The organism is Gaiella sp. (assembly GCF_035558935.1).
GTDB lineage: Bacteria > Actinomycetota > Thermoleophilia > Gaiellales > Gaiellaceae > Gaiella.
Map to the genome: position 1 here is coordinate 1 of NZ_DATMBZ010000074.1, position 13,839 is coordinate 13,839.

General features: G+C 71.9%; 10 protein-coding genes and 1 rRNA gene. 4 read left to right on the forward strand and 7 right to left on the reverse strand.

The window, feature by feature from the left end:
• From VNM44_RS07580 to VNM44_RS07610, 7 genes are all read right to left on the reverse strand, one after another.
• Positions 1–134, reverse strand: a 16S ribosomal RNA gene (locus VNM44_RS07580); the annotation flags it as partial.
• 437 nt (positions 135–571) lie between these two features.
• The gene (gene tyrS, locus VNM44_RS07585; RefSeq protein ID WP_325624487.1) at positions 572–1,729 is read right to left on the reverse strand and encodes a tyrosine--tRNA ligase; all 1,158 of its coding nucleotides are present in this window, start codon (positions 1,727–1,729) and stop codon (positions 572–574) included.
• A complete protein-coding gene (locus VNM44_RS07590) occupies positions 1,726–2,970 on the reverse strand; it encodes an MFS transporter (protein WP_325624490.1) in 1,245 nt (414 codons plus the stop codon). The genes tyrS and VNM44_RS07590 overlap by 4 nt, the downstream gene beginning before the upstream one ends.
• Before the next feature lie 46 nt (positions 2,971–3,016).
• A complete protein-coding gene (locus tag VNM44_RS07595) occupies positions 3,017–3,712 on the reverse strand; it encodes a hypothetical protein (RefSeq protein ID WP_325624494.1) in 696 nt (231 codons plus the stop codon).
• 59 nt (positions 3,713–3,771) lie between these two features.
• Entirely contained in the window at positions 3,772–5,133 is a 1,362-nt protein-coding gene (locus VNM44_RS07600) for a sulfite exporter TauE/SafE family protein (RefSeq protein ID WP_325624499.1), read from the reverse strand.
• Entirely contained in the window at positions 5,130–6,458 is a 1,329-nt protein-coding gene (locus VNM44_RS07605) for a tetratricopeptide repeat protein (protein WP_325624501.1), read from the reverse strand. Before VNM44_RS07605 ends, VNM44_RS07600 begins: the two co-directional genes overlap by 4 nt.
• A gap of 79 nt (positions 6,459–6,537) precedes the next feature.
• Positions 6,538–7,842 (reverse strand): DUF4331 domain-containing protein, encoded by a 1,305-nt coding sequence (locus tag VNM44_RS07610; protein WP_325624504.1) that lies wholly within the window; start codon positions 7,840–7,842, stop codon positions 6,538–6,540.
• Between the two features lie 161 nt (positions 7,843–8,003).
• On the opposite strand from VNM44_RS07610, the gene VNM44_RS07615 reads away from it, so the two are divergent.
• From VNM44_RS07615 to VNM44_RS07630, 4 genes are read left to right on the forward strand one after another with little or no spacing between them, the layout of a single operon-like run.
• Positions 8,004–8,600, forward strand: coding sequence for a sigma-70 family RNA polymerase sigma factor (locus tag VNM44_RS07615; protein WP_325624506.1), 597 nt, complete (start codon positions 8,004–8,006; stop codon positions 8,598–8,600).
• Entirely contained in the window at positions 8,576–9,292 is a 717-nt protein-coding gene (locus VNM44_RS07620) for an anti-sigma factor (protein ID WP_325624508.1), read from the forward strand. Before VNM44_RS07615 ends, VNM44_RS07620 begins: the two co-directional genes overlap by 25 nt.
• Before the next feature lie 58 nt (positions 9,293–9,350).
• A complete protein-coding gene (locus VNM44_RS07625) occupies positions 9,351–11,330 on the forward strand; it encodes an ATP-dependent DNA helicase RecQ (protein ID WP_325624510.1) in 1,980 nt (659 codons plus the stop codon).
• 43 nt (positions 11,331–11,373) lie between these two features.
• Positions 11,374–13,818 (forward strand): PBP1A family penicillin-binding protein, encoded by a 2,445-nt coding sequence (locus VNM44_RS07630; RefSeq protein ID WP_325624512.1) that lies wholly within the window; start codon positions 11,374–11,376, stop codon positions 13,816–13,818.
• The last annotated feature ends 21 nt before the right edge of the window (positions 13,819–13,839 follow it).

Below are 13,839 nucleotides of genomic sequence, written 5' to 3' on the forward strand. Positions count from 1 at the left end.
GAGGGCAGGTTATCCACGTGTTACTCACCCGTTCGCCGCTGTCCCCAGGGCCGAAGCCCTGGTTCTCGCTCGACTTGCATGTGTTAGGCGCGCCGCCAGCGTTCGTCCTGAGCCAGGATCAAACTCTCCGTGAAGAAACAGGCTGCCTGGATGTCACGCGAGCCGCGAAGCGGATCGGCATGGGCAGAGCCAGGCGAACTTGTTGTCTCCCTTCGAGCTCAACAACTAGGCGATCCGCGAAGCGGAGCGCCCAGCTCAAAGGCGTCAGTTCTCGTCCTGCCGAGAAGGCAGGACGATCATGACGGGATGACGACGTCGTCTCCTCCTTCCGGCGGACCGGACGGAGTCGAGCGACATCGCTTCTCGTCGCACACGCACGCTGTTGAGTTTTCAAGGACCGATGCCGAAGAGGGCTGGCAACGAAAAGGCCTCGGCTCGCGCCAGAGGCCTCCATTCGACGGGCTACAACAACGGTCGTATCCGAATCGAGCGAAGGCGCTCCTGGAGTCGCAGGGCTTTCCTTGCCTCCCTCACGGGCGGCCGACGGAGTGTAGCAGAGGGAAAAAGGCTGTCAAGCCGAGGAAACAAGCCGTGCGAAGCGCCTCTTGCCCGCCTGCAGGACGGTGTCCTCGAGGCGCTCTCGGGGTAGGTCGAGATCGTCGACCGGCTCGCCGTCGATCCGGACGCCGCCCTGCGCGATCATCCGCCGCGCGTCGCTCGTCGAGACGCCGAAGGCGGCCGCGAGCAGAGCGGGAAGATGCACCGTGGCCCCCTCCGGAAGCGCATGCTCCCGTATCTCCTCGGGGGCTCCGCCTTCACGAACGACGCGCGTGAAGTGGGCCTCGGCGTCTCGGACCGCCTCCTCCCCGTGCGAGCGTCGGACGACGAACCGCGCAAGCTCGAGCTTCGCCTCCATCGGCTCGACGTCCGGCATCGGCCCATCGGCGACGAGTGCCCACCAGTCCGGGAGCAGCTCGTCAGGGATGCGCATCGTCTTCCCGAACTGCTCCTCGGGCGCCTCTGTGAGGCCGATGTAGTTGCCCTTCGAGCCGCTCATCTTCGTCCCGTCCCAGGAGAGCAGGAGCGGCACCGTGAGAACGACCTGGGGCTCGAGGCCGTAGGCCGACATCACTTCCCGGCCGGTCAAGAGGTTGTAGAGCTGATCCGTGCCACCGAGCTCGACGTCCGCCTCGATCGCGACCGAGTCGTACGCCTGCATGAGCGGGTAGAGAAGCTCCGACACGGAGATCGGCTCGTGTGCCGCAAAGCGGTTCGAGAAGTCGTCCCGCTCGAGGAGCTGCGCGACCGTCGTCGTGCGGGTCAACCGCAGCAGCGCGGCGAAGTCGAGCTCGCCGAGCCACTCGCTGTTGAAACGGATCTCGGTGCGCTCGGGGTCGATGACGCGGCTGGCCGCGTCGAAGAACGTCTTGGCCATGCGGTCGATCTCGTCCGGGTCGATCATCGGTCGCTCGGCCGACCGACCCGACGGGTCGCCGATCCGGGTCGTGTAGTCGCCGACGATGAGCACGCCGAGGTGCCCGGCATCCTGAAACGCCCGCATCCGCTGCAGCGGGACTCCGTTGCCGATCGTCACCTGCGGCGCGGTGACGTCGATGCCGAGCTTGACGCGCAGCGGCCGGCCGAGCTTCAGCTTCTCCGAGAGGCCGTCCTCGGGCAGGAGGTGCACCGCGTTGCGGGCGAGGTCGGAGAGCGCGGCATCGGTCGTCACGGGGAGCCGATCGTACCCATGCCCGCCTCGGGCTCCGGGCGCGGCACGCGGCCGCGCCCGGCGGCGAGCACCGCCAGTCCGCCGAGGCCGGCGATCGCCGACAGACCCCCGGCCAGCCAGAGCGTCGGTCGTGCACCGATCGCACCGACCACGGCCCCGCCGACGGCAAGGGCGCCGAGCTCCGCCGCGTTGCGCACGCCGTTCCAGGCGGCGAACGCGCGCCCGTGGCGCTCGGACGGGATGCGCGCATGGATCAGGGTCCGCGAGGCGACGTTCTTGACGCCGTGACCGATGCCCCCGACGAAGTAGCAGGCGATCATGAACCCGAATACGAGCCAGAACGGCGCGAGGAACTTCCCGAGACCCTGGACGATCACGCCGGCGAACGCCGCGGCCGCCAGCCCGGCGAGCGCCACTCGGCGCGCGACGACGTTCGCCCCCACGAGCATCCCGAGCGTCCACGCGCTGAGCACGACGCCGATCCCGATGTCCTGGATCCCGAGCACGTCCTCGACGTAGACGAGGTCGGCGGGGATGGACGCGGACATGAAGAGCAGCGAGACGAACACCACGACCACCATCAGCGCGACGAGCCGGTCACTCAGCAGAAACGCCAGCCCGTCGCGCGCGCGACGCCGCTCGCCCGGCAGGTGCGGCTCCGGCTGCCGTCTCACCGCAAGCGACACGCCGGCGGCCGCGACGACGACGAACGAGGCAGCGTCGACGGTCATCGCAAGCGACGTGCCGCCCGCTGCGACGAGCAGGCTGCCGCAGACCGGGCCGAGGGTGAAGCCGAGCGAGCGTGCCGTCTCGACGAGCCCGTTGGCGCGTTGCAGCGCGCGGTCGCCGGCAACGACGGGGACGAGCGCGAACTCGGCGGCCTGCGCCACGGCGATCCCCGCACCGAGGACGGCGGCGAGCGCGAGCAGCGGCACCAGGGACCCGACGAGCGCGAGCGCGACGGCGACTGCCGCCTGGCCGAGCGATACGACCACGAGCAGCTTCCGTGTCTCGACCCGGTCGACGAGCAGCCCGACGTGGCCGGAGAGCAGGACGACGGGCGCCCAGAGGCAGATGAACATCGCGGAGATCGCGAGCCCGCCGCCCATTCCCTCCCCGGCGAGGTTCTTCGCCTGGAGGGCGAGCGCCACGAGCGCCACGCCGTCGCCGAGCGCCGAGAGCCCGATCGCGGCCGACAACACACGGAGGTCTCGCTCGCGCGCGATCCCACCGGCCTCCATCGAGCGAGTATCCCCCCTCGTTCGGCGGCCGTCTACGAAGCTCGCGTCAGACCGGGTACGGTGCCAGGCTCCACGCCGCCGCTGCGTACCAGAGGCCGAAGGCGAGGCTCGTCGTGCCGAGCACCGGCGCGGCCGCGGCGAGCGAGCCGGCAACAGGGCGCACGGAGAGCACTGCGCCGAACCCGGTGGTCACGATCGTCATCGAGACGGCAGTGAACACGGCGAGCACGACGAGCGCGACGAGCGCGAGCTCCTGCGAGGGAATCGCGGCGAGAAGCAGCACGCCGACACCCGCGCTGCCGCCCATTCCGTGGACGAGGCCGATCCCGAACGCGCCGAGCGGCGAGCGGACGGGATGCCGGTGACTGTCGCCCGCCGCATCGCCCAGTGCGAAGGCCCCGTGGTGCCAGCGCACGAGCAGGCGCACCGCGAGGAAGACGATCAGCGCCGCGACACCCGTCTCGGCCCCACGTTGCAGCGCGTCGGGAAGGAAACGGTCGGCCAGGAGAATCGGAACGCCGAACACGAGCAGCGTCAGCGCATGTCCCGCGCCCCACCATGCGCCGAGACGCGCCGCCGCGCCGGTCGCGCGCTCGCGGCCGGAGGCGACGAGCGTCGAGACCGCGGCGATGTGGTCCGGGTCGGTCGCATGCCGAAGCCCCAGCAGCGCAGCGACCAGCACGACGACGGCGAAAGAGCCTCCCTGCGACAGTCCTGCGATCCAGTCGTCGAGCCCGAACATCACCGCACTCCTCTCGTCGTGAACATGCCTGATTCGCAACCCGACGGTGTGCGGTTCGGTCAGAACACGCGCGGAAGCGCCCGCGCTGTGATCGCGACGCCGGCGACGACGATCACGGCCGCGGACACCGCAGGAAGCGCCCGCACGAGCGGCCCGTCGAACCGAGCACGCGCGAAGACGCGTCGCGCAAGGACGGCCACGAGCCCGATTCCCGTGATCGTCACCGCGAGACCGACGCTGAACGCCACGATCAGGATGAGCCCGAACGCGAGCCGATGGAGCGCAATCGCGCTCAGAAGGACGACGAGCGCGGACGGGCACGGAAGCAGGCCCGCGGCGACTCCGACGCCAACCAGGCTTCGCGGGCCGAGGTCGTGCGCGTGCTCGTGCCCGTGGGGATGTGAATCGCGGTGGTGGTCGTGCCCGTGAGCTTGCGCGTGGCGGCGGCGCTGCGCGAGGCGCCCGCGGAGCACTCCGAGGCCGACGACCACGACGAGCACGCCCGAGACGAGCGTCAGCCACGGATAGAGCTGCTCGGGAACCACGAACCGCGAGAGGAGGAGCGTCACGAGGCCGAGGCCGAACACTCCCGCGGTGTGCGTGACCGTCACCGTGCCGCCGAGGAGGAATGCGTGCCGCGGCCGGCCTCGGGCGCCGACGAGGTACCCGGCGACGAGCGCCTTGCCGTGGCCGGGCGTCAGCGCGTGTGCCGCTCCCCAGAAGGCCGCGACGAGAAGCGAGACGAGGACGACGCCGGGAGAGAGGTCGCCGTCCTCGATCAGTGTCTCGAACCCGCCGCCGCTATGGGGCGGCGCCGAGACGCGGCCGAGCGGCGGCGGTGTGCCTGGAGCGTCGCCGGGCACGAAGCCGGATGTCGCGGTACGGACGTCGAGCGGCGAGCGGAGCAGCTCGCGCGGATAGGCGCGGAGCTCGTCGGAGCGGCTCACGGCGGGCACGGAGGCGTTGGCGATGCGGGCGCCGTCCCGCGCGACGAGCGTGATCTCCCGCCAGCCGATCCGGCTCGCATAGCTCCGGTCGGAGAACTCGAGCCGCGAGCCGGCGAGCGGTGCCGCGTACACGGCCTCGAAGCGCAGCGTCGGCAGGCCGGCCGCGCCCTTCCGCGTGCTGATCCCGTGCGAGACGGGGCGCAGGGCGACCCGGGCGCCGTCGAGTCGCAGCTCGAGCTCCCGTGCGAACGCGGCGGCGTAGCCGGGCGCGCGCACGCGGTCGCCCGTCTGGAAGGTCGGGATCTCGGCGAGGTCGAGCACGAGATGGACATAGGCCCGGTTCCCCGCCAGCTCGATGCCCGCGTAGTGGTTCACGGTGAAGTTGCCGAGCGGGTGCGCGCCGGCACCGCCTGGCAGCGCCAGAGCCGCCGGCGCGAGGACGAGAATGGCGGCGACCGCGAGGCGGCGCCTCACGACACGGCCTTCCGCGCGACCGGTGCCCACCGCACCGAGAAGGCCGGACTCTGCGCGAGCGCCTTGCGGTACCAGCGCAGCATCTCGTTGCGATCTCCCGCGCAGCCCGCGGCGTAGCCACGGTGGAAGAAGAGGAGCGCGTCCTTCGTCCCGAGGCGGAGCGCGCGGTCGAGCCACCGCTCTCCCTCGGAGCAGCGGCCGGCGCGCGAAAGTGCCCAGCCGAGCGCGTCGTCCCCGTAGATCGAGGGCCGGTCGGCCCGCGCGGCGCGGGCGAGTCGCACGGTCTCGGCCGGCCGAATCCCGTGGTCGGCGCGGTACACGGCCGACTCGAGGTCGACGCGGAGGCCGTTCGCGGCCAGCAGCCGGTCGACCGCAGCCACGGTCGCGCGTTGCCTCGCAGCGGCCCGGGAGCGGCCCTCGCGCTCGAGGAGATCGCCGAGGAGGCCGACGAGCTGGGGAAGCGGCACCGCGGTCGCAGCGCGTCGGGCGGTCGCGACGGCCGGGCCGAGCCGGCCGCGGGCGGCCTCGATCCGCGCTCGCTGCTCGAGCGCCTGGACGTAGCCCGGCGAGACGGCGAGCGCCGCAGCCACGTGTCGCGCCGCGTCGCCGAGGCGCCCGTCGCCGAGCGCGAGCTTGGCGAGCTCCACGTGCGCCCAGGCCGTCGGCTCGGGGACTCCGCCCGCCGCGTCGAGCGCGAGCTGCATCGCGACGACGGCACCCGACCGGTCGCCTCGCAGCTCACGCGCGTACGCGACCCGCGCATAGGAGGCGACGGACGGCTTCATCGCCGCCATGCGGTCGAACGTCGCGAACGCCTCCCGGTAGCGGCCGAGCTCGAGCAGAGCGTCGCCGACGACCCCGTAAGGCCTCGCCGCGAACGGCGCCAGCCGCCGCGCGTCGCGACCGAGGCCGAGCGCCTCCCGGAAGCGGTGCCGGATCAGCGCGAGGTTCCCGAGCCCGAGTATCGCCGTCGCGTTGTCCGGCTTCTCCTCGAGCGCTTGCCGAAGCGCGCGCCCGGAGAGCGGGAGGAACGTCGGATCCCCCGTCTCGCGCCAGCGCACCTGGTAGGCGAGTCCGAGCGTTCCCAGGCGGTCGGCGTCCGGGGGCCGCGATGCGAGATCCCGCTCGAGCGCCGCGATGATCGCTGTCGTGCTGCGAGCGGTTCCGAGCCCCGAGAGCAGCGGGTCGGCCTCGAGACGCGACGACGCAGGGAACGCGGCGGCGGACGGGCGAAGCTCGCCGAGCGCGCCGCCGAAGAGCGCGCCGAGGGAGAGCGCGCCGACGAGCATCGTGGCGGTGATCAGAGCGGTCGTGCGCCTCGTCATGCCTCTGCTTCGCCCGGCGTCGTGCCCCGGTTCGGTCCCGGCCGGAGCGCCCCGAGGACACTCCGGCCGGTGACGCTCATCAGGGCTTCTGAAGACCCTTCGTGTTGTCGAACCCGGACTTCGGGTCGGCGACGTAGGGGAACGCGTCGGACGCGTCCGCGTCGTCGGCGTTGACGCCGTCGCCGAGCGGCAGCTTCACGTCCTTCAGGAAGCCGCCGACCGCCTGCTCGGCGATGTCGATCACGTCGTCGCCGAGGCGGCGGCCGTTCGGCCACCCCTGGGTGTCCCCGCCGAGCACGCCGAGCCGGTTCGGCTTGGCGGTGACGGGGATGCCGAGGTTGAGCCGGAGGACGTCGGCGAGCTTCGGCCCCGTGTAGTTGAGCTTCGGCACACCCGTGAGGAGGACTGCGACGAGGTCGTCGCGGCCCTTTTCCGGTGCCCCGAGCTTGTACAGCTTGTTGATCACGGCCGCGAGGATCGGCTCCGTGTAGTACGTGCGGAACTGCGACTCGTTCCACGGCTGCAAGGCGTTCCAGCGGTCCTTCATCCCCGTCGGGATGATCACCTCGTTGACGAGGGGATTCCCGAGCCGGTCGACCTGCACCCAGGCGCCGGCGTCGCGCGTCACTGGGCCGCGGGTCGTGACCTTCCGCCGGTCGACGGAGGCCCACACGCCGATCGTCCCGTTCTTCGCCGCGAGGCCCGCGATCGGGACCTGGACGGCGAACGTGTGCACGCCGTAGCCGGCGAAGAAGTCCTTGCCGCCGCCCATGTTCCCCGTCCCCTTGCGGATCGCGACGAGGTCGAAGATCGCGCCGACGTCACCGAAGAACGGATCGTCCCGCTGACCCGCGAACGCCTTCGAGGCGCCGCCGTCGAACGAGGCGATCGACTTCGTGACGAGGCTCCGGTAGTCCGGGGTCGAGCGCTTGCCGATGTTGTTCGGCGGCGTCGTTCCCCGCACGACGACCGTCGACTTCCCCTTCGCGATCCGCGTCACCGTGTACGGCTGCGCGGTGTCGCCGAGGAAGAACGGGCCGGTCTTGCGCTGGAACTCGAACCGGTAGATCACGTCCGGCTTCACGTCGCCGGTCGTGTCGAGCTTCAGGTTGTAGCGGGCGCCGGGCGAGAACGTGTACCAGTTCGGCCCGGCCGCGGGATCCTCTCCCGGGATCACGTTGGCGAGGATCGTCACCGTGCTCGGCTTGTCCGGGCTGCGGAACGCGTAGACGTCCGTCAGGTCGGCCGACGGGTCGTCGGCGATCAGCGGCGCCTCGCGGTGGCTGGATGCGCTCCCGTCGCCCGGCCCGAGCGCGACGGCCGCGCCCACCGCGGCGGTGGTGATCGCGGCAGCGAGTGCCGCGATCGCGATGCCCTTTCGCATCGTCAGGCTCCTTCCTGTGAGGGTGTCATCGGGCGTTGTTCGCCTCGGCGCTCGGGCCGGTTCGGCCGCGACCGAACCGGTCGCGCTCCCCGCTGCGAACAAGGGACGTGCTCTCGCACGCGACCCGTACGGCTGCCGGAATGCGCCAAGATGGCCTGGCCTTGCCGAGGCACACCCACCTCTCCGACGAGGCGCTGGTCGCGCTCGTTGCGCGGGGCGACGAGACCGCGCTCGGCGCGCTCTACGACCGGGTCGGGCGCGTCGCCTACGGGATCGCCTACCGGATCCTGCGTGACGAGCGGCTCGCCGAGGACGCGGTGCAGGAGGGGTTCCTCGCGGTGTGGCGCGCCGCCGCCGCGTTCCGTCCCGAACGGGCGAAAGCGAGCACCTGGATCGTCACGCTCGTCCACCGCCGGGCCGTGGACATCGTCCGACGCGAGGAGCGCCGGCGCGCAGAGCCGCTGGACGTCGCGGAGCGCCCCGACGCTCCCGATCCTGCTGGCTCCGCCGAGGACGCGGCGTGGCTCGGCTTCGAGCGCGACCGCATCCACGCGGCGCTGCGGTCGCTGCCGGACGCGCAGCGCGAGGCGCTCGAGCTCGCCTACTACGGGGGCTATTCGCAGACGGAGGTCGCCGAGAGGCTCGGCGTGCCCCTGGGTACGATCAAGAGCAGGATGTTCGCCGGCCTCGCGCGGCTGCGCGAGGTCCTGGACGAAGCCGGATCAGAGGGATCGTGGACGCCGAGACTCACGAGCTGATCGCCGCCTACGCCCTGGACGCTCTCGACGAGGACGAGCGCGCGCGTGCGAAGGAGGTTCTCGCGACGTCCGAGGAGGCCCGTGAGGAGCTGCGCTCGCTCACCGAGGTTGCGGCCACCATGGCGACGGCCGCGGTGGGGCCGGCGCCGCGACCGGCTCTCCGCGATCGGATCCTCGACGCCGCGCGTGCGGAGCCGCAGAACGTCGTCTCGCTCGACGAACGGCGCCACTCGCGCCTCGCGCCGGCGCTGGCGGTCGTGGCGGCGGTCGCCGCCTGCGCCGCGGTCGCGCTCGGGATCTGGGGCGCGTCGGTCTCGTCCGAGCGCGACGAGGCTCGCTCCGCTCTCGCGCGAGAGCGTGCCGCCGCAGCCGTGCTGGCACACCCCTCGTCCGAGGCGTCTCTGACCGGCGCGTCCGGACGACTCGTCGTCGGCGAGAACGGCGACGCGGTGCTGGTCGCGTCGAACGTGCCGGATGCACCCGCGGGCAAGACGTATCAGGTGTGGGTGATCGACGGTGGCCGTCCGGTGTCGGGCGGCCTCTTCTCGCCGCGCAGCGGCACTGTTGCCGTCCCCGTCGACGGCCGGGTGCGCGACGGCTCGGTCGTAGCGGTGACGATCGAGGACGAGGGCGGTGCCTCGGCGCCGACCGGCGAGCCGGTGATCGCATCGTCGCCCGTCACGCTCTCGTGACGCTTCGGGCACGAACCCGGCACTGAGGCGCTCCGACCCCAACCGTACACTCGTTCGTGTGACCGACCTGCGCCCCGCGCTCCGGGAGCTCTTCGGCTTCGACGACTTCCGCCCGGGACAGGAGGCGGTGGTTCGCGCCGCGCTCGAGGGCATCGACACGCTCGCGGTGATGCCGACCGGCGCCGGCAAGTCGCTCACGTACCAGCTGGCGGCGATGCTGCGGCCCTCGCCGACGCTCGTCCTGTCGCCGCTCATCGCGCTGATGAAGGACCAGGTCGACAAGCTTCCGCCCGAGATCGGTGCGACCGCGACGTTCGTCAACTCGTCGCTGGACGCGGACGAGGCGGCCGGGCGACTCGCATCCGTGGCCGCGGGCGAGACGCGGATCCTCTACGCGGCGCCGGAGCGGCTGCGCCAGGAGTCGTTCGTGCGGACGCTCCGCTCGATCGGCGTCGGCCTCGTCGTGATCGACGAGGTGCACTGCGTCTCGATGTGGGGCCACGACTTCCGACCCGACTACCTCTTCATCCGTCGGGCGCTCGAGGAGCTCGGCGAGCCCTCCGTACTCGGGATGACGGCCACCGCGACGCCCGCGAACGCCGAGTCGATCGCCGAGTCCCTCGGGCGGCGCTTCCAGCTCGTGCGGACGAGTGTCCACCGCCCCAACCTGCGCTACGACGTCGAGCGGGCCGAGAATGCGGAGGAACGCCTGCGCGGCCTGCTCAGACGGCTCCGCGGCGTCACGGACGGGGTCGCGATCGTCTACGCGCGCTCGCGGCGCTCGTGCGAGGAGATCGCACGGACGCTCAGCGGTCACGGGATCCGCGCCGAGCACTACCACGCCGGTCTCGACGCAGCGGAGCGGACGCGTGTGCAGGAGGACTTCGTGGCCGGCCGCACGCCGGTCGTCGTCGCGACGACGGCCTTCGGCATGGGCATCGACAAGGCGAACGTGCGACTCGTCGCGCTCGTGAACCTCCCCGACTCGCTCGAGAGCTACGTGCAGATGGTCGGACGTGCCGGTCGCGACGGCCGCCCGAGCGACACCGTACTTTTCGCCGGCGACGCCGATGCGACGGCGCTGCGGCGGTTCGCCCGCGGCGGCGTGCCCACGCCGGAGCTGCTCCGGACCCTGTACCGCGCGCTGCGCGATGCGGGCGGGACCATCCGTCCCGAGGCGCTCGACGGAGTCCTCGGCGGCGCCCACGACCCCCGCGTCGTCGTCGGGATGCTCGAGCAGGCCGGGATCCTCCGCCGCGGCTACGACGCAGGGCGCGCGATGCGCGTCGAGCTGCTGCCGCTGTCCGCGGGCGCGGGCGAAGAGGTCGATGCGCTCCTCCACCGCTATGCGCGCGAGTCGGCTGCGCGAGTCGAGCGCATCGTCGACTTCGCCGACGTCGAGCGCTGTCGCCACCTCCAGGTGGCGGAGCACTTCGGCGAGACGCTCGACGGGCTCTGCGGCGCCTGCGACGTGTGCGCACCGCGCACTGCGCCGGCCGCGGAGCCGGCTCGCGCGGCACCGCTCCCGGACGACCCCGCAACCGCGATCGTCGAAGCCGTCCGCGGCCTCGCCTGGCCCCTCGGACGGCGAAGCCTCGTCGCGATGCTCCGCGGCTCGGTGAAGGCGCCGCCGTCTGCGCGCCGCTCGCCGGCGTACGGCTCGCTCTCGGCCGCCTCGGAGGCCGAGGTCACGCGCTGGGTTCGGGCGCTCGAGGTCGCAGGCGCGCTCGTCGAGGTCGAGAGCGACGGCTTCCGCGTGCTCCGCGTCGGCTCGAGCACGACGCTACCCTCGCTCCGGGTGCCGACGGCGACCAACGGCGAAGCGGCCCCGCTCGTCGCCGAGCTCAAGGCATGGCGCACGCGGCGCGCTCGCGAGGACGGCGTCCCGGCCTACGTCGTGTTGCACGACACGACGCTCAGCGAGCTCGCCGCGCGGCGGCCCGGATCGGCGGCGGAGCTCGCGGCCGTCAAGGGGCTCGGGCCGACGAAGATCGAGCGGTACGGCGACGAGCTGCTCGACGTCCTCGCCACCGGCTGAAGCGGCCTGAACGGGCCCGTCCGGGGCTACAATGCTGCGCGCAGTGCGGCTTCGACGACGTACGGAGGCGGCGCCGAAGCGCGGCCGGATCCGGAAGCCGCGGCTCTTGGCGCTCGTGCTCGTGCTCTTCGCGCTGTCGGCCGTGGCGTTCAGCTACGGCCTCGTGACGGCGATCCGCAGCGAGCTCGGCGCCCTCGACCCCTCGAACCCGAGGGGCGACGTCGACACGGTCGTCTACTCGGCGCCGAACAAGTCCGGCCAGCGACGCGTGCTCGCGATCCTGCGCGGCGACGAGAGCCGCGTGCTCGTGAGGTCCGACGAGATCGCGCCGATCATGAAGCAGGCGATCGTCGCCACCGAGGACAAGCGGTTCTTCGAGCACAACGGCGTCGACGTCCGCGGCATCCTCCGTGCCGCCTGGGAGGACATCCGCAACAAGGCGGTCGTCGAGGGCGGCTCGACCATCACGCAGCAGTACGTGAAGAACGCCTACAGCCGCAACGACAAGACGATTGCGCGCAAGGTGCGCGAAGCCGCGCTCGCCTGGCAGCTCACGCAGCGGTGGTCGAAGGACCGGATCCTCACCGCCTACCTCAACACGATCTACTTCGGCAACGGCGCCTACGGCATCCTGCAGGCGTCGCGGACGTACTTCGGCGGCAAGAGCGCCGCGGAGCTGACGCTCCCGGAGGCCGCCCTCCTCGCAGGGATACCGGCCAGCCCGTCGCTGTACGACCCGGTGCAGCACCCCGCCGCCGCGCGGCAGCGGCGTGCCTACGTGCTCCAGCAGCTCTACGACCAGGGGCGGATCACGACCGCCGAGCTCGAGAAGGCGAACGCGACGCCACTGCCAAAGCCGGAGGACGTCCGCCTGCCGGGCACCCGGGGGCCGGCGCCGTACTTCGTCAACTACGTCACCGACCAGCTCGTCGCGCGCTACGGCGGGGAGCGCGTGTTCGGCGGCGGGCTCGAGGTGACGACGACGATCGACCTCGATCTGCAGGAGAAGGCCCGGGACGCGATCCAGAAGGTCCTCAAGGACCCGAGCGGGCCGGCGGCGGCGCTCGTCGCGATCGATCCGCGGACGGGCGCCGTGAAGGCAATGTTCGGCGGCACGAACTTCCGGCGCAGCCAGTTCAACCTCGCGACCCAGGCCGAGCGCCAACCCGGATCGTCGTTCAAGCCGATCGTGCTCGCGAGCGCGCTGCACCGGGGCATCGCGCCCGGGACCCACATCACGTCGAAGCCGATCGAGATCGACGCCGGCGACCGGGTGTGGCCGGTCAAGAACTACGAGGGCAGCTACCTCGGGAGCGTCGACCTGACGACGGCGATGGTCCATTCCGACAACTCGGTCTACGCGCAGCTCACGAACATCGTCGGGCCGAAGGCGATCGTGCAGACAGCGCACCGGCTCGGCATCCGCACGAAGCTCCCCGCGTACTTCTCCATCGGGCTCGGCTTCGTCGCCGTCAACCCACTCGACATGGCGCGTGCCTACGCGACGATCGCGAACGACGGCAAGCGCGTCGACGGCTCGATGATGGGCGACCGCCCCCGTGTCGTGAACGCCGTCCGCTTCCGGAAGACCGGCAAGGTGACGGAGAACAAGGTCGTCGACCGGCCCGTCCTCTCACCGGCCGAGGCGGAGACGATGACCGCGATCCTCGAGAAGGTCGTCGAGCAGGGCACCGGCAAGCGGGCGCAGCTCGTTGGTCAGGCTGCGGCGGGCAAGACGGGCACGAACGACGACTACGCCGACGCCTGGTTCGTCGGCTACACGCCCGATCTCGTGACCGCGGTGTGGGTCGGCTACCCGAACGAGCTCCGACCGATGGAGACCGAGTTCCACGGAGAGCCGGTCGCCGGCGGCACGCTGCCCGCCTTGATCTGGAAGGGCTTCATGACCCGAGCGCTGGCCGACAGGCCCGCGACGTCCTTCAAGTCGCCGCCGTATCTTCCCCAGTACGACGTCAGAGTGGTGTACCGCGGCGGTCAGTGGCGGCTCGACAACGGGTTCTGCCCCGCGACGCGCGTCATGTCGTACTACGCGGGACGGCTCCCCACCTCGACGGCGACCTGTTACGCGAACGAGGTCTCCGTCCCTGTGCTGGTCGGCCGTTCGGTCGAGTCCGCGCGCGTGGCGCTCGAGTCGGTCCCGTTGAGCCCCGACGTGATCTACGTCCCGGCCAAGCCGCGCACGCGGCCGGGCGAGGTGGTGAAGCAGACCCCGCGCGGCGGGTTCCTCTCGGCCAACGGCCGGGTGCGTCTCTGGGTCTCCGCTGCCCAGAACGGCCTCGTCCCCAACCTGATCGGCTCGAGCCTCCCGGCCGCGCGCGAGCAGAGCCGCAAGCTGAAGCTCCGGCTCAAGATCCAGTACGGCGACGGGCCCGAGGGGACGGTGCTGAAGCAGAGCCTCGACGCCGGGATCGCGGTGCGTCCCGGGCTGCCGCTCACGCTGCTCGTCGGCCGGGGCAGTGGCGCCTGACGGCGCCCCTGCCTGGATGAT

Coding starts and splice junctions, on each gene's coding strand:
- VNM44_RS07610 (WP_325624504.1), bottom strand. CDS start 7,842: ATGCGAAAGGGCATCGCGATCGCGGCACTCGCTGCCGCGATCACCACC.
- VNM44_RS07595 (WP_325624494.1), bottom strand. CDS start 3,712: ATGTTCGGGCTCGACGACTGGATCGCAGGACTGTCGCAGGGAGGCTCT.
- VNM44_RS07590 (WP_325624490.1), bottom strand. CDS start 2,970: ATGGAGGCCGGTGGGATCGCGCGCGAGCGAGACCTCCGTGTGTTGTCG.
- VNM44_RS07605 (WP_325624501.1), bottom strand. CDS start 6,458: ATGACGAGGCGCACGACCGCTCTGATCACCGCCACGATGCTCGTCGGC.